Source organism: Helicobacter pylori, from assembly GCF_900120335.1.
GTDB classification, from domain to species: domain Bacteria; phylum Campylobacterota; class Campylobacteria; order Campylobacterales; family Helicobacteraceae; genus Helicobacter; species Helicobacter pylori_BU.
This window is the reverse complement of the sequence record NZ_LT635477.1, coordinates 127,669-143,464: the sequence shown is the minus strand read 5'-3', so window position 1 is coordinate 143,464 and position 15,796 is coordinate 127,669. Positions and strand designations below refer to the sequence as shown.

14 protein-coding genes are annotated in these 15,796 nt (G+C 39.4%); 4 read left to right on the top strand and 10 right to left on the bottom strand.

The features are described 5' to 3' along the window. Nucleotides 1-71 precede the first annotated feature (71 nt). Together CS889_RS08600 and CS889_RS00720 are read right to left on the bottom strand one after the other, a co-directional pair. Nucleotides 72-206, bottom strand: coding sequence for an HP0135 family lipoprotein (locus CS889_RS08600; protein ID WP_001222899.1), 135 nt, complete (start codon nucleotides 204-206; stop codon nucleotides 72-74). Between the two features lie 289 nt (nucleotides 207-495). Continuing rightward, a complete protein-coding gene (locus CS889_RS00720) occupies nucleotides 496-1,845 on the bottom strand; it encodes a class II 3-deoxy-7-phosphoheptulonate synthase (RefSeq protein WP_089086532.1) in 1,350 nt (449 codons plus the stop codon). A gap of 181 nt (nucleotides 1,846-2,026) precedes the next feature. On the opposite strand from CS889_RS00720, the gene CS889_RS00715 reads away from it, so the two are divergent. Both CS889_RS00715 and CS889_RS00710 read left to right on the top strand, forming a co-directional pair. Next, a complete protein-coding gene (locus CS889_RS00715; RefSeq protein WP_089086531.1) occupies nucleotides 2,027-3,268 on the top strand; it encodes a serine/threonine transporter in 1,242 nt (413 codons plus the stop codon). Then, the gene (locus CS889_RS00710; protein ID WP_089086530.1) at nucleotides 3,268-4,635 is read left to right on the top strand and encodes an L-serine ammonia-lyase; all 1,368 of its coding nucleotides are present in this window, start codon (nucleotides 3,268-3,270) and stop codon (nucleotides 4,633-4,635) included. Before CS889_RS00715 ends, CS889_RS00710 begins: the two co-directional genes overlap by 1 nt. 651 nt (nucleotides 4,636-5,286) lie before the next feature. Here CS889_RS00710 and CS889_RS00700 read toward each other — a convergent pair. The 8 genes from CS889_RS00700 to CS889_RS08595 form a co-directional block, all read right to left on the bottom strand. Then, nucleotides 5,287-6,144: a hypothetical protein gene (locus CS889_RS00700; protein ID WP_001957552.1), complete on the bottom strand. Its 858-nt coding sequence runs from the start codon at nucleotides 6,142-6,144 to the stop codon at nucleotides 5,287-5,289. A 411-nt stretch (nucleotides 6,145-6,555) separates the two neighbouring features. Continuing rightward, nucleotides 6,556-6,987 (bottom strand): DUF1104 domain-containing protein, encoded by a 432-nt coding sequence (locus tag CS889_RS00690; protein ID WP_001935031.1) that lies wholly within the window; start codon nucleotides 6,985-6,987, stop codon nucleotides 6,556-6,558. A 486-nt stretch (nucleotides 6,988-7,473) separates the two neighbouring features. Further along, nucleotides 7,474-8,334: an outer membrane protein gene (locus CS889_RS00685; protein ID WP_000750212.1), complete on the bottom strand. Its 861-nt coding sequence runs from the start codon at nucleotides 8,332-8,334 to the stop codon at nucleotides 7,474-7,476. 200 nt (nucleotides 8,335-8,534) lie between these two features. Next, nucleotides 8,535-8,885 carry a 50S ribosomal protein L20 gene (gene rplT, locus CS889_RS00680; protein WP_001264156.1) on the bottom strand — a complete coding sequence of 117 codons (351 nt, stop codon included), beginning with the start codon at nucleotides 8,883-8,885 and terminating at the stop codon, nucleotides 8,535-8,537. Between the two features lie 93 nt (nucleotides 8,886-8,978). Next, entirely contained in the window at nucleotides 8,979-9,173 is a 195-nt protein-coding gene (gene rpmI, locus CS889_RS00675) for a 50S ribosomal protein L35 (protein WP_001125542.1), read from the bottom strand. Then, nucleotides 9,154-9,765, bottom strand: a complete 612-nt coding sequence (gene infC, locus CS889_RS00670) for a translation initiation factor IF-3 (protein WP_089086528.1) — start codon at nucleotides 9,763-9,765, stop codon at nucleotides 9,154-9,156. The genes rpmI and infC overlap by 20 nt, the downstream gene beginning before the upstream one ends. Continuing rightward, nucleotides 9,762-11,600 carry a threonine--tRNA ligase gene (gene thrS / locus CS889_RS00665; protein WP_089086527.1) on the bottom strand — a complete coding sequence of 613 codons (1,839 nt, stop codon included), beginning with the start codon at nucleotides 11,598-11,600 and terminating at the stop codon, nucleotides 9,762-9,764. The genes infC and thrS overlap by 4 nt, the downstream gene beginning before the upstream one ends. 39 nt (nucleotides 11,601-11,639) lie before the next feature. Further along, nucleotides 11,640-11,771, bottom strand: a complete 132-nt coding sequence (locus CS889_RS08595) for a hypothetical protein (protein WP_001871589.1) — start codon at nucleotides 11,769-11,771, stop codon at nucleotides 11,640-11,642. 190 nt (nucleotides 11,772-11,961) lie between these two features. Between CS889_RS08595 and ppsA the strand changes: the two genes are divergently transcribed. Both ppsA and CS889_RS00650 read left to right on the top strand, forming a co-directional pair. After that, nucleotides 11,962-14,400, top strand: coding sequence for a pyruvate, water dikinase (ppsA, locus tag CS889_RS00655; protein ID WP_089086526.1), 2,439 nt, complete (start codon nucleotides 11,962-11,964; stop codon nucleotides 14,398-14,400). Between the two features lie 96 nt (nucleotides 14,401-14,496). Beyond that, nucleotides 14,497-15,684, top strand: coding sequence for a DUF874 family protein (locus CS889_RS00650; RefSeq protein ID WP_089086525.1), 1,188 nt, complete (start codon nucleotides 14,497-14,499; stop codon nucleotides 15,682-15,684). The last annotated feature ends 112 nt before the right edge of the window (nucleotides 15,685-15,796 follow it).

Genomic DNA, 15,796 nt, shown 5'->3' with positions numbered 1-15,796 from the left:
AAACACTATTTAACTAAAAATCAAGCCCTTTTAATTTGATGGTAAAAACGCTTTTTAGCTTTTTTAAATTTTTATTTTTGTTCAGGTTGCCAAATGGTCTTTTCTGAGGGGGTGCTATCGGCTTCGTTTTGCAAAATTTGTTTTTTAGTTTCATGGCAAGCCACAAACAATAACGCTAAAATTACAGCTAAAAGAGAAATTCTCATTTCAAGCTCCTTTAAATATTAAAATGCTTACGATAATTATAAAGAAAAAGAGTTAAAGATAGATTAATATTTGGCTCTGTTTTCATCAAATGTCGGCACTCAAAACCTTATTTAACCTTATTATTCTTTAATTTTTAAAACTTTATTTCACATAAAACTCATTCTCTTAAGGGGATAACTGGGGTATTTTGAAATAACTCTCCCCCTACAACCCCCAACTAAATCCCTCTATAGAACGCATTAGAAGAAACGATCGCTTGACTAAAGCCTCTTATTATTTTGATTTCAATCAAGCGCGTTGTTTTTTAAGCATGTCAGCGATTAAAAAAGCGAGTTCTAGGGCTTGAGTGGCGTTTAGTCTTGGATCGCATTGCGTATAGTAATGGCAACTCAAACCCTCTTCGGTGATCGCTTGCGAGCCACCGATACATTCTGTAACATTTTCTCCTGTCATTTCCAAATGAACCCCTGAAGCCAAGCTCCCTTCAGCCCTATGGATTTCAAAAAAGCTTTTCACTTCATCTAACACGCTATCAAAAGCCCTTGTTTTAACCCCCAAGTTGGTTTTGACCGTGTTGCCATGCATGGGATCAATGCTCCATAAAATGTGGCGTTTTTCTTTCAACACCCCTTGTAAAAGCTTAGGCAAGCGCTCTTTAATGATTTTAGAACCCATGCGCACGATCAAATTCAAACGCCCCTTAATGTTGTGCGGGTTTAAAACATCGCACAATTCTAACACTTCGCTCACACTCGCATTAGGCCCAATTTTCACGCCAATAGGGTTACAAACCCCCCTTAAAAACTCCACATGCGCACCATTAGGATCTCTTGTCCTTTCGCCAATCCATAGCATGTGCGCGGAGCAATCATAAAACTGGTTAGTCAAACTATCCTTACGCACCAAAGGCTCTTCATAATGGAGCAGTAACGCTTCGTGGCTCGTGTAAAACTCCACTTCCCTAAGAATAGGCGTTCGCTCTATCTCCACCCCGCATGCTCGCATGAACCCTAAAGCTTGCGTGATCCGATCAGCGATTTGCTGGTATTTTTGCCCAAAGTCGTTGTTTTTGACAAAATCCAAATTGAAACGATGCACTTGCTCCAAATTGGCTAACCCGCCTTGGGCAAAGGCTCTGATAAGGTTTAAAGTCGCTACGCTTTGATGGTAAGCTTTAAGCATTCTTTCCGGCTTTGGCTCTCTTTCTTTTTTGGAAATCCCATTGATAATATCCCCTCTGTAACTCAACACTTCTTCATCATCCAGTATTTCAGTCGCATTAGAGCGAGGCTTGGCAAATTGTCCGGCAATGCGCCCCACTTTCACAATCGGTATAGAGCCAGCAAAAGTTAAGACAATCGCCATTTGCATCATCACTTTAAACATGTCCCTAATCCGGTTAGCGCTAAATTGGGAAAACGACTCCGCGCAATCGCCCCCTTGCAACAAAAACGCTTTATTGTCAATGACTTGGGCTAAGCGCTCTTGCAAGTTCCTCGCTTCGCCAGCAAACACTAAAGGAGGGTAGGAGCGCAATTCTTTTTTGACTCTTTCTAATTCTTGCTTATCTTTGTAAGTGGGGTGTTGCTCTATTTTAAAAGAATGCCATGAAGTTGGCGACCAGGTTGTGTTTGACATTTCTATAATCCTTTATTAATCTTTTTTTAAGCGTTATTATAGCTTGTGCGGGTTAAATCGTGGATTTTAGGGAATAAATGCGCGCCCAAAACCACCCCTTAATCTCAAAAAACCCCAATCATAAAAAGCTTTATGCTACAATGAAAACTCTTTAACACGATTAAAAGGGCGGTTTAATAGCATGGCACAAGAAAAAGCGGTTCTAAGAGATCCTAAAAAACTCAATTTGTTTGATTTGCGTTGGATGGTGTCCTTATTTGGCACGGCGGTGGGGGCTGGGATTTTATTTTTGCCTATTAGAGCCGGTGGGCATGGGATATGGGCTATTGTGGTGATGAGCGCGATCATCTTCCCTTTAACTTATCTAGGGCATAGAGCCTTAGCTTATTTCATAGGATCTAAAGATCAAGAAGACATTACCATGGTCGTTCGCTCTCATTTTGGCGCTCAATGGGGTTTTCTTATCACTTTGCTTTATTTCTTGGCGATTTATCCTATTTGCTTGGTTTATGGGGTGGGTATCACTAACGTGTTTGATCATTTTTTCACTAACCAGTTGCATTTAGCGCCTTTTCATCGGGGCTTACTGGCTGTGGTATTAGTCTCTTTAATGATGTTGGTAATGGTTTTTAACGCTACGATTGTTACGCGCATTTGTAACGCTTTAGTGTATCCTTTATGCTTGATTTTATTGCTTTTTTCTTTGTATCTTATCCCTTATTGGCAAGGCGCTAATCTTTTTGTGGTGCCGAGTTTCAAAGAATTTGTGTTAGCGATTTGGCTAACCTTACCGGTGCTTGTGTTTTCATTCGACCATAGCCCCATTATTTCAACCTTCACCCAAAACGTGGGAAAAGAATACGGCGCTTTCAAAGAGTATAAACTCAATCAAATTGAATTAGGGACATCGCTGATGCTTTTAGGGTTTGTGATGTTTTTTGTGTTTTCGTGCGTCATGTGCTTGAATGCTGATGATTTTGTGAAAGCAAGGGAACAAAACATCCCCATTTTAAGCTATTTGGCTAACACCCTAAACAACCCTTTAATCAACTATGCGGGGCCTGTGGTGGCTTTTTTAGCGATTTTTTCATCTTTTTTTGGGCATTATTATGGGGCTAAGGAGGGTTTAGAAGGCATTATCATTCAAAGTTTAAAGTTGAAACAAGCTTCTAAAACCTTGAGCGTGAGCGTAACGATTTTTTTATGGCTGACTATCACGCTGGTGGCTTATATTAACCCCAATATCTTGGATTTTATTGAAAATTTAGGCGGCCCCATTATCGCGCTCATTCTTTTTGTGATGCCCATGATAGCTTTTTATAGCGTTTCTAGTTTGAAGCGTTTTAGAAACTTCAAAGTGGATATTTTTGTGTTTGTCTTTGGGAGCTTGACGGCTTTGAGCGTGTTTTTAGGACTATTTTAATGGCTAGTTTTTCCATTTTATCCATTTTTAAGATCGGCGTGGGGCCTAGCTCTTCACACACCATAGGGCCTATGGAAGCGGGAGCGAGATTTTGCGGGTTGTTAAAAGGCATTTTAGAGCAGGTTGAACGCGTTCAAATCACCTTGCATGGCTCATTAGCCTTGACCGGTAAAGGGCATTTGAGCGATGAGGCGGTTTTGATTGGCTTGCATGGCATTTATGCTAACGAATTAGAAGCAACAACCAAAAAAGCCTTATTGCATGAGGTGTTTGAAAACAAGGTTTTAAAACTCGCTAACCAGCATCATATCCCTTTTGATTATGCTAAAGATTTGATTTTTGACAACAAACCTTTAGCCAGACACCAAAACGCTCTCATTCTAAAAGCTTTTAACGCTAAAAATGAGGTTTTAAAAGAAGAGACTTATTATTCTGTTGGTGGAGGGTTTGTCTATACTGAAAAAGAATTAGACAACTTATCTAAAGAGGGTGGAAATGAAAGCGTTGCTTATGATTTTTCAAGCGCTAAAGAGTTGCTAGAATTATGCCAAAAACACCAAAAAAGCATCGCTGAAATCGTGCGTTTGAGAGAAAACGCCCTCAAAAACCACCCTGATGCAACGATGACTAAAATCTATCATGCGATGCTTGAGTGTTATCATAATGGGGCTAATTCTAAAGAAAGGTATCTGCCTGGTTCTTTGAAAGTAACACGATTAGCCCCAAGCGTTAAAACGCGCCTAGAAAAGCACCCCACAAGCGGGAAAGACCCCTTAGCCTTGATTGATTACATTTCGCTTTACGCTCGTTCCATTGCCGAAGAAAACGCTAGCGGAGGCAAGGTGGTAACCGCCCCTACTAATGGGGCGTGCGCGGTAGTGCCAAGCGTGCTTTTATACGCCAAAAACCATTTGTTTGAAAATTTATCGCAAAAATCTATCAATGATTTTTTACTCACCAGCGCGGCGATTGGCTATCTTTACAAGAAAAACGCTTCCTTGAGCGGCGCAGAAGCCGGGTGTCAGGCTGAAATTGGCGTGGCAAGCTCTATGGCTGCAGGAGGGTTAGCCCATTTGTGCCAAGCGACCACGCAACAGGTTTTGATCGCTAGTGAAATCGCTATGGAGCACCATTTAGGATTAACATGCGATCCGGTGGGGGGCTTGGTGCAAATCCCTTGCATTGAACGCAATGTTTTAGGAGCGATTAAAGCGATCAGCGCTTCTAAACTAGCCTTAGAAGATGAATACAAGCCTAAAGTGAGCCTGGATGAAGTGATCGCTACGATGTATGCGACCGGAAAAGACATGAATGAAAAATACAAAGAGACTTCGTTAGGAGGGTTAGCCAAAACCTTAAAATGCTAAGGGTTAAAATAAACCTTTAGGGGCTTTAAATTCAAAATAAAAGGCTTTGTTTTTTATCAAATACCAATAGCCTTGTCCAACTTTAATATTCTTAGAAAATTAAAATAGGGTTTTAAAGCGTTATTTTATTGTTTTAGATTTCATTTTGTAGTAAAACTCATTAAGTTTGTTTAAACTCATAAGAAAATAAGGGGGTATTTTGCGTTTTAACGCCCTCTTCAAACCCAAAACTAAATCCCCTAACCCCATAAGAACGCGTTATGAGAAAATCACTCGCTTTTCGCAAGTTTTTTTAAATGTGAAAAATACTCAAAAGCATCAATTTGATTACCAATACCCCACTAAAATAAAACCAAAAATTTTCACATGCTTTTATGTAAAATGCGTTGGAATGTCTTAAAGTTATTTTATCATGGCTCTATCCGTCATTATATTTTAAAGATTTTTGCGTAACAAAAGAGCCAATCATTAAGCGTAAAAAGAGCTGAAAAGTTTAAAAACTTCAAAAAAGCGGTGGTTTTTAAAAGAGATAGTCCTAATCAATAGGACACAGAGCTTAGCGATAGAGAGCCATAAAGCCTAGAAAAGAAGCACTTAAGAGACTTATTTAAAGCCCCCTACTCAAAAAGGTAAGCTAGCTATTTTTCCTTACTATTTTTCAGACTCACTAGAGCCACTAACTTGCTTTTCAAACTCTTGTTGTAAGGCCTGTTGTTGCTTTTCTTTCTTTGAAAGGCGTCGTTTTTTCTTGGGCTTTTTTTCCTTTTTTGAAGAAGTCTCTGGCTCTTTTGAAGCTGTTTCTTTGAGCGTGTTAGCGTTAGTCATAGGGTCTAGATCCGGGTTAGAAGAATTCTGTGTCTTAGAAGAGCTTATAAATTCAGGGCTATCAGTATGGCTTTCAAGCTCCCCACTGCTCCTCTTTTGGAATGCTGCCTTAGTGTCTTTCTCAGCCTGTTCTTCCATTTTTTTAAGAACGATTGCATCCACTTTTCTAGCCTTTTCTTTTTGGCTTACCCTAACCATGCTGATCAAGTATTTGATATACCCATCATACATGTCCCCAAACTGCTCATGCAAAGCCCCAAAATCTGAACCTTTGTAAAGCCAATTAAATAAGGGGAGTGAAAGCTCTGTCCCTAAGTCTTTAAGCACATGCTTATAAAACTTTTCTCTGTCATTCACCACAAAAGAAACCTTGCCATTCCTATGCTCATAGTAACAAATCTTTTGCTCCACGCAATCTTCCAAACTCCCCTTAAAGAAAGCTCCAAAAGCGGATAAATCGCCCTTACTCATCTTGGTTTCAGAATACTGGTTAAAATTCTTCACGCGCTCTTTTTCTAAATTAACCATGCTCTTTAAAACCCTCTTGCGGTCTTTTTTCACATTCCCTGTGGAGCTTTCAGAAAACATAACATTGGGATCAACTGTAGTGTTAATAGTAGCAGAAGCTGTTTCTGCTCTCAACAAAAAAGTCGTAGCCGCTAAAAAAAATAAAATTCGCTTCACACCAAACTCCTGTATCCATAACCGCAACAAAAACAGATGCTATTCTTCATTAAGCCCTCTTTTAAAATCTTCTTCTATTTATAAAAACCCACCTAGAATTCAAGCTATTTTGATCATCTTAAAATACAGACTTTCAAAGGGTATTTATCATTTGGGTATGATACTATAAATATCCAAAAAATACAAACACTCCAAAAACTTTAACCCTAAAAAATTGGCATGCTCTCCACAGCTAAGGGATTTTAAGAGTAGCAAGACTCACCCACCAGATAGATAGCCTCTATTTTAAGAGTCAACGCCCAAACGCCATGACAATTATAACGCAAAAACGCCTTATATCCCCACAGCCAAAAGCTAGAGACTTACGGCGTGGTTTTACAAAAATCAAAAAAAGTTAGCACACCCTAAGCGCTAATGCTTATGATGGCCTGATTTTTTCCCTTTTTTGCCCTTTTTTTCATGATCATGAAAAGGGCCTTCGCATGCGCAATCATGCAAATCCAACCCCTCTTCACGGTATTCTTTCATGGTCATTGTTTTCTTTTTGTTAGCAATCACTTCAAGAATTTCTTTTTTACGCTTGTTGCGATCTTCTTGACTTAAAGAAGCCAAATTCTTATCCATAGCTTTCTTGAAATCCGCTTTATATTTTTGACGATCTTCTTCTTTCATCGCTTGTAATCGTTTATTGACTTCCGCACGAAACTCAGGGACTTCGCTAGGAGCGACTTTTCCTGCTTGCTCTAATAGCTGCTTATTATCCATGCTCTTAAAATCACTCGCATTCAAAAAAAGCCCCAAAAAAGTCCCCGTAAACAATAAAGAAAACGCTAATTTTTTCATCAAATGCTCCCAATTCAAAAATAAAATGAAATCGCAAGGATTTTACCACCTACTCCATTAAAAATAACTTATATTCCTTATTCTCATCAAATGATAAACCTTATTTATTAACACTCTTTCATTTTTTTAAAAAATGGGATTTTGGTTACTTTGTTTTAACGCAAAACTAAGGGGATAGGGGTATTTTGAAATAATTCCCCCCTACAACCTAAATCCCCTAACCCAAGAAGATCGCCTTTTTAAGAGAATATCGTTTGCTTGACGCAAGCTCTTTCATTGTTTAATCTTTTAAAAAATTTTTACAATCAATAATCTGTGCTATTTTTTGATTAGATAGGCTGCTTGCAATGACTGATGCCACGCTATTGTTTAGTGAGTTTATGATAACGCTTGATAACGGCTTTAGCATAAGAAAAGAAAGTCATAAAAGACCACAAAGAGCAAAAGCCCTTTTCTATGCCCCCATAAGATTAACCCTAAAACACCTTAAAAGCTTACAATGTAACGCCAATAAAAGGCATAGGGGCGGTGGAAGGTGAATCTATAGGTAGTCCCTTCAGGCACATTATCCGCACTAGCGGTGTAGTAATTGTTGCGAATGGTTTGGATTTTCAAGCCAATTTCAAAACCTTGGTGTTTAGTGCCTAAGCGGATCCCGCCATTAACTAAGACCTGGAAATTTGATGGGTGGAAACTCCCTCTATACTCTTCAGCTAAGTCCTTAAAATAATAGTTTGTTGGACCCCAAGAGGTACCGCCGATCGCAACGCCAAGAAAAAACCCAAAATGCAAGTTCTCACGATTGAAAATAGCTGGGTTAAACAACACATCTGTGCCAGCCCCATAGCCAAACATGAAACTTTGAGAACCCTTGCGAGCGTCTCTCATGCCATAATCGTTATAAGTGTAATACTTATAATAAGAGCTTGCAAAATCAAAGAACCCGTAATAACGCATTCCAAATTGTGGGGATTTCTTAAAAAAATGCTTATACCCTACAACAAACCCAAAACCATTGATAGCGTATTGTTGGTTGCTCAAGCCCTTATACCCACGAGTCCCTAGAGCACCATGGGTAAGCCCTCCTGTGGGGTTTGACGCTGTGGGCATGTTGGGCGTGTTAGAGCCATAAGCCCCACTTTGATTACCATTACAATTGCCATTGGAACAATTTTGAGCGGTAGTGCTAAGCATACCCAACTGGTAATCAATCCCTATAAAAGCAGCATTTCTTTCACCTTTTTTGGTAGGGCTAGTCTTAATAGCTTTTTCTTGCTTGGGGGTCTCTGCTGACAACAAGCTCGTCATTGCTAGAGAGATAGCACCTACTATAACAGATTTCTTCATGTATTCCTTCCTTCTACATTTTCTCTATTTGAGTTCTAAATGCTACATTCTACTATAAAATTACTTTCTTTTTGATTAAATATAGCGATTGAATGAAAATAAATTGAAACAAAAATCAATTTTAGGAACTTTTTAGTAAAAATTCCTAAATCCTCTCACCTTTTTTAGGCTAAAACTAAAACCTTAACAGCTAATAGAGATTAAAGATGCTCTTTCACGCTCTCTAACACGCTCTTAAAGGCTTGCATGTCATTCATCGCCATGTCTGCTAAAACCTTGCGGTCCAATTCAATATTAGCCACTTTTAAGGCATGCATGAAGCGCGAATAACTTGTATCGTGCATTCTGCAAGCCGCATTAATCCTTACCACCCACAAACTCCTGAACTCTCTTTTCTTTTGTTTGCGATCCCTAAAGGCGTAATACATGCTCCTTTCAAGCTGTTCTTTAGCCTTTCTAAAATGCTTTCTTCTGCCACTATAAAACCCTCTAGCGAGTTTTAAGACTTTTTTATGGCGTCTTCTGCGTACAACGCCTGTTTTAACTCTCATTTCTTTACCTTTCTTTTAAAATATTTTTAGGTGCGTTTTTCAAACGACTTTCCCTTAAACAAGGGGATTAACTCCACTTTCTAATGAGCATTCCTAAGCCCTGCAAAGCAACGACATGACAGAATGCGCGTTAGTGTGATGCACATGTTTTGGCGCGTTTAAATTGGCTTTACGCTTAGGGCTTTTTTTAGTCAAAATATGGCTTTTAAAAGCGCTGCCACGCTTAATCAAGTTTTTTTTGACTTTGAAACGCTTAGACGCGCCGCGATTAGTCTTCATTTTTGGCATGATTTTCTCCTTTCATAAGGTTAATACGATTAAAAGGTGGGTTATTTTCTTTAGGTTTCTTTTCGTTTTTGGGGGTTTCTTTAGCCTTAGGCACAAACATCCACGAAACGAAACGCCCCTCGGTTTTTGGCTCTTTTTCAGGGTTGGCTAAATCTTGCATCATTGTTTGCACTCTAAAAAGCACATCAAGCCCGGCTTTTGAGTTTTGGCTCTCCCTACCCTTTAAAACCACTTTGAATTTAACATGCTTATTGGCTTCAATAAATTCTCTCGCATGCTTGACTTTATAGTTAATATCGTTTTGCGCGATTTGAGTGGAAAGCTTGATCTCTTTGATTTCAATTTGCTTTTGCTTTTTCTTGGCTTCCTTGATTTTCTTTTCATTTTGGTAGCGGAATTTATTATAATCCATCACCTTACACACAGGGGGTTTCGCGCTCGCTGAAATCAATACCAAATCCAAGCCTAAATTTTGAGCGATTTTTAGCGCTTCTTTAGAGGAAATAATCCCATACACTTCGCCATCATCGCCCACGCAACGCACTTCTTTAAAATTAATGTCTCCGTTTAACAACACTTCGCTTCTACTCAAAAACTAACCTCTTGCATCTTAGATTCAACCATGTTTAAAAACTCCTTTAAGGGCATTTTATACTGAGCTTGTTTTTCTCTGTCTCTAATGGATAAAATTTCGGTCTCCATTTCCTCATTCCCTAAAACTAAAATCATAGGGATTTTTTGCTTTTCGGCTAAGCGCACCTTTTTATTCAAGCTGTCGTTTTTATCCAGCGCTTCTACAAAAATATCGCGCTTTTTTAATTCCTCTTTTAATTTCAAAGCAAAAACATGATGCTCTTCATTAATAGGAATGAGAGCGATTTGAGTGGGCGCGACAAAGAAAGGGAAATTCCCCCCAAAATGTTCGCTCAAAATCGCAATAAACCTTTCAAACGAGCCTAAAATCGCTCTGTGGATCATCACCGGCTGTTCAGCGTGATTGTGTTCATTAGTGAAAGCGAGCTTGAAGCGTTCAGGCAAATTCATATCCACTTGGATCGTGCCGCACTGCCATTTACGCTTCAAAGCGTCGGTGATTTTAATGTCAATCTTAGGCCCATAGAAAGCCCCTCCCCCCTCATCAATCTTATAATCAATGCGGTGTTCTTTTAGGGCTTCTTTTAAAGCGCTAGTGGCCTTTTCCCAAACTTCATCATCGCCTATGGATTTAGCCGGCCTTGTGGATAATTCCATTTCATAGCTAAAGTCAAACGCTTTCATGATCTTATGCGTGAAATCTAAAATCGCGCTCACTTCGCTTTGGATCTGTTCAAAAGAGCAAAAAATATGCGCATCGTCTTGGGTAAATTCCCTAACCCTTAAAAGCCCATGCAACACGCCGCTTTTTTCATGCCGATGCACCACGCCGTATTCATAAAACCTTAAAGGCAAATCCCTGTAGCTGTGTAAAGCGCTTTGATAGACTTTAATATGCCCCACGCAATTCATGGGCTTTATGCCGTATTCTTGCTCATCAATCGTGGTGAAATACATGTTTTCTTTATAGTTGTCATAATGCCCGCTGATTTTCCACACATCGCTTTTTAAAATCTCAGGGCCTTTAACCGGCTCATAGCCTCTTAAAAGTAACGCCTTGCTCAATAAATCTTCAATGCGTTTCCTGAGCCTTGCCCCTTTAGGCAGCCATAAAGGTAAGCCTGCCCCTATCTCATCATCAAAGCTAAAAAGCCCTAGCTCCACGCCTAGCTTTCTGTGATCTCGTTTTTTCGCTTCTTCTATTTGGAAAAGATAGTCTTTTAAGCCCTCTTTAGTGGCAAAAGCGATGCCATAGATCCTAATGAGCATTTCATTGTTTTCATCGCCACCCAAATAAGCCCCAGCCAATTTAGTGAGCTTGAAATGGTTTAAAAAACGAGTGTTTGGGAGGTGTGGCCCCTTACACAAATCTTCAAACTCGCCTTGTTGGTACACGCCAAACGCATCGCCACTGATTTTACTCATCACCGCATGCTTTAATTCATCGCCCTTAAAACGCTCCAAAGCTTGCTCTCTGGTTAAAGTCTCTTTAGTGATAGCGAGTTTCAACTTCGCAAACTCTTTCATTTTCGCTTCAATTTTAGGCAAATCCTCTTCGCTGATCTTTGAAGAAGTCTTAAAATCGTAATAAAATCCCTCTTCTACCACAGGGCCTACAAAGAATTTCGCGTCCGGATAAAGGGCTTTCAAGCTTTGCGCGAGCAAATGTGCACATGAATGCCTGATCACTTCTAAAGCCAAAGGCGAATCATCAAAAAATATCGGCTCGCTCCCTTTTAACGCTTTGATCCCATCGCTCAGCCCTAAGACTTTCGCGCTCTCTAAATCTATTATTTGCTCGTCTTTATAAACGGCAATCAGTTCCGCACTCATTCTTTAAAACTTATGTTTCCTTTCTTTAAACCTTAAAATTCAACAATCTTTTGAGCCAAACCCGCATTGCACTTGCGAATCCACTTTCTCAGCTTTAGGGTCGCTCATAGGCTTTAAACACGCTTGTAAAAATACCATACAAAACAAATTCAATAACAACCGCCTATACAAAACCACCCTTTCTATTCAAAAATACCTAACTAACCGCCTATTATACAATAAAATCATAAACCAAAAAGAATACACCCCTTATTAACAAAGCTTAGAATACAAACTAGCTTAAACTAAAGCTCTATCATGCTATCATTCATTAATTGGATTTTTGTTTTAAAAGACTTAATGATAATTTTAAGGGAGTTTTGTGCGATATATCAAGTTTTTCAAAGAGTTGAACAATAAGAACGTGAATCTGGTTGGGGGCAAGAACGCTAGCATTGGCGAGATGTTTCAAGAATTAGTGCCAATTGGGATTAAAGTGCCTGATGGCTTTGCGATCACCAGCGAAGCGTATTGGTATCTTTTGGAGCAAGGGGGGGCTAAACAAAAGATCATAGAGCTTTTAGAAAATGTTGATGCCACGGAAATTGATGTGTTAAAAATCCGCTCCAAACAAATCAGAGAGCTTATTTTTGGCACGCCTTTTCCTAGCGATTTGAGAGATGAGATTTTTCAAGCTTATGAGATTTTAAGCCAGCAATACCACATGAAAGAAGCCGATGTGGCTGTAAGGAGCTCCGCTACTGCAGAAGATTTGCCAGACGCTTCTTTTGCCGGGCAGCAAGACACTTACTTAAACATTAAGGGTAAAACAGAATTGATCCACTATATCAAATCCTGTTTAGCGTCGCTTTTTACCGACAGAGCGATTAGTTATAGGGCGAGTCGTGGGTTTGATCATTTAAAAGTCGCGCTGAGCGTGGGGGTGCAAAAAATGGTGCGAGCGGATAAAGGCAGCGCGGGCGTGATGTTTTCTATTGACACTGAAACCGGTTTTAAAGACGCGGTGTTTGTCACTTCAGCGTGGGGGTTAGGCGAAAATGTGGTGGGCGGCACGATAAACCCTGATGAATTTTATGTGTTTAAGCCCACTTTAGAGCAAAACAAACGCCCCATTATCAAACGGCAGCTCGGCAATAAAACGCAAAAAATGGTCTATGCCCCAAGGGGTAGCGAACACCCTACTAGAAACATTAAAACCACCAAAAAAGAATGGCAATCCTTTTCATTGAGCGATGAAGACGTGCTGATTTTAGCCAAATACGCCATTGAAATTGAAAAACATTACTCTAAAGAAGCCAAACAATACCGCCCCATGGATATAGAATGGGCTAAAGATGGCGATAGCGGGGAAATCTTTATCGTTCAAGCGCGTCCAGAAACCGTTCAAAGCCAAAAAAGTAAAGAAGAAAATCAAGTCTTTGAAAAATTCAAATTCAAAAACCCTAACGAAAAGAAAGAGATTATCTTGCAAGGCAGAGCGATTGGGAGTAAAATCGGATCAGGGAAAGTGCGCATCATCAATGATTTGGAGCATATGAATTCTTTTAAAGAAGGCGAAATTTTAGTTACGGATAACACCGACCCAGACTGGGAGCCTTGCATGAAAAAAGCGAGCGCGGTTATCACTAATCGTGGGGGGCGCACTTGCCATGCCGCTATTGTGGCTAGAGAAATTGGCGTGCCGGCCATTGTTGGGGTGAGCGGGGCGACTGATAGCCTTTATACCGGCATGGAAATCACGGTTTCTTGCGCTGAAGGTGAAGAGGGCTATGTGTATGCAGGCATTTATGAGCATGAAATTGAAAGGGTGGAGCTTTCTAATATGCAAGAAACTCAAACAAAAATTTACATTAACATTGGAAACCCTGAAAAAGCTTTCAGCTTTTCTCAACTCCCTAATCACGGCGTAGGGTTAGCCAGAATGGAAATGATTATTTTAAATCAAATCAAAGCCCACCCTTTAGCTTTAGTGGATTTGCACCACAAAAAAAGCGTGAAAGAAAAAAATGAAATTGAAAACCTCATGGCAGGCTATGCTAACCCTAAAGATTTTTTTGTGAAAAAAATCGCTGAAGGCATTGGCATGATCAGCGCGGCGTTTTACCCTAAACCTGTGATTGTAAGGACTAGCGATTTCAAATCCAATGAATACATGCGCATGCTTGGCGGCTCTAGCTATGAACCCAATGAAGAAAACCCCATGCTTGGCTATAGGGGGGCTAGTCGGTATTATTCAGAAAGCTATAATGAAGCGTTTTCGTGGGAATGTGAAGCCTTAGCGCTAGTAAGGGAAGAAATGGGCTTAACGAACATGAAAGTGATGATCCCTTTTTTGCGCACCATTGAAGAGGGTAAAAAAGTCCTAGAAATCTTAAGGAAAAACAATTTAGAATCCGGTAAAAACGGGCTTGAAATTTATATCATGTGCGAATTACCGGTGAATGTCATTTTGGCTGATGATTTCTTAAGCTTGTTTGATGGCTTTTCTATTGGATCAAACGATTTAACCCAACTCACTTTAGGCGTGGATAGAGACAGCGAGTTAGTCAGCCATGTCTTTGATGAAAGGAATGAAGCGATGCTAAAAATGTTTAAAAAAGCGATTGAAGCTTGTAAAAGGCACAACAAATATTGCGGGATTTGCGGGCAAGCCCCAAGCGATTACCCTGAAGTGACAGAGTTTTTAGTCAAAGAGGGCATCACTTCCATTTCTTTAAACCCTGACAGCGTGATCCCCACTTGGAACGCCGTAGCCAAGTTAGAAAAAGAATTGAAAGACCATGGCTTAACTGCACATTGATAATAAATGGGTTGATCTAACTTGAGTGGGTTTTTCGTATTAGTTTCCATGGTATAATTTTGAAAAGTGGGATTGTTTTTTGAAAAAAGGTTGGTAATGGAATCAGTAAAAACAGGAAAAACAAATAAAGTTGGCAAAAACACAGAGACAGCTGACACAAAGGCAAATAAAGAGACTCATTTTAAACAAGCGAGTGCCATTACAAATATAATCAGATCAATTAGTGGGTTTTTTACAAAGATCGCAAAGAGAGTTAGAGAACTTGTAAAAAAACACCCCAAGAAAAGCAGGGCGGCATTAGTAGTATTGACCCATGTTGCGTGTAGGAAAGCGAAAGAATTGGACGATAAAGTCCAGGATAAATCCAAACAAGCTGAAAAAGAAAATCGAATCAATTGGTGGAAGTATTCAGGACTCACAATAGCGGCAAGTTTATTATTAGCCGCTTGTAGCGTTGGTGATACTGATAAACAGATAGAGTTAGAACAAGAAAAACAGAAAACAAATAAGAGTGAAATAGAGTTAGAACAAGAAAGACAGAAAACAAACAAGAGTGGGATAGAACTCGCTAATAGTCAAATAAAAGCAGAACAAGAAAGACAAAAGACAGAACAAGAAAAACAGAAGGCAAATAAGAGTGGGATAGAGTTAGAACAGCAAAAACAAAAGACAATTAATACACAAAGAGATTTAATTAAAGAACAGAAAGATTTCATTAAAGAAACAGAACAAAATTGCCAAGAAAAACATGGTCAATTGTTTATTAAAAAAGCAAGAATTAAGACCGGTATTACTACTGGTATTGCTATAGAAATAGAAGCTGAATGCAAAACCCCTAAACCCACAAAAACCAATCAAACCCCTATCCAGCCAAAACACCTCCCAAACTCTAAACAACCCCGCTCTCAAAGAGGATCAAAAGCGCAAGAGCTTATAGCTTATTTGCAAAAAGAGCTGGAATCTCTGCCCTATTCACAAAAAGCTATCGCTAAACAAGTGGATTTTTATAAACCAAGTTCTATCGCTTATTTAGAGCTAGATCCTAGAGATTTTAAAGCTACAGAAGAATGGCAAAAAGAAAATCTAAAAATACGCTCTAAAGCTCAAGCTAAAATGCTTGAAATGAGGAGTTTAAAACCAGACCCACAAGCCCACCTTTCAACCTCTCAAAGCCTTTTGTTCGTTCAAAAAATATTTGCTGATGTTAGTAAAGAAATAGAAGCAGTTGCTAATACCGAGAAAAAAGTAGAAAAAGCGGGTTATGGTTATAGTAAAAGGATGTAGCGATTAAAAACATTACACCAAGTTTTTAATGATCTGTCGGCTTTTGATTTTTTATGGTATGGCGTTATTTGGTAAAAGAGATCCTTATTTAAAAGCTTGAGCTATCCCTAAA

Excerpts from the sequence above, each read along its gene's own strand:
- CS889_RS08600 (WP_001222899.1), bottom strand. The coding sequence starts at position 206 with ATGAGAATTTCTCTTTTAGCTGTAATTTTAGCGTTATTGTTTGTGGCT.
- CS889_RS00720 (WP_089086532.1), bottom strand. The coding sequence starts at position 1,845 with ATGTCAAACACAACCTGGTCGCCAACTTCATGGCATTCTTTTAAAATA.
- CS889_RS00715 (WP_089086531.1), top strand. The coding sequence starts at position 2,027 with ATGGCACAAGAAAAAGCGGTTCTAAGAGATCCTAAAAAACTCAATTTG.
- CS889_RS00710 (WP_089086530.1), top strand. The coding sequence starts at position 3,268 with ATGGCTAGTTTTTCCATTTTATCCATTTTTAAGATCGGCGTGGGGCCT.
- CS889_RS00690 (WP_001935031.1), bottom strand. The coding sequence starts at position 6,987 with ATGAAAAAATTAGCGTTTTCTTTATTGTTTACGGGGACTTTTTTGGGG.
- CS889_RS00685 (WP_000750212.1), bottom strand. The coding sequence starts at position 8,334 with ATGAAGAAATCTGTTATAGTAGGTGCTATCTCTCTAGCAATGACGAGC.
- rplT (WP_001264156.1), bottom strand. The coding sequence starts at position 8,885 with ATGAGAGTTAAAACAGGCGTTGTACGCAGAAGACGCCATAAAAAAGTC.
- rpmI (WP_001125542.1), bottom strand. The coding sequence starts at position 9,173 with ATGCCAAAAATGAAGACTAATCGCGGCGCGTCTAAGCGTTTCAAAGTC.
- thrS (WP_089086527.1), bottom strand. The coding sequence starts at position 11,600 with ATGAGTGCGGAACTGATTGCCGTTTATAAAGACGAGCAAATAATAGAT.
- CS889_RS00650 (WP_089086525.1), top strand. The coding sequence starts at position 14,497 with ATGGAATCAGTAAAAACAGGAAAAACAAATAAAGTTGGCAAAAACACA.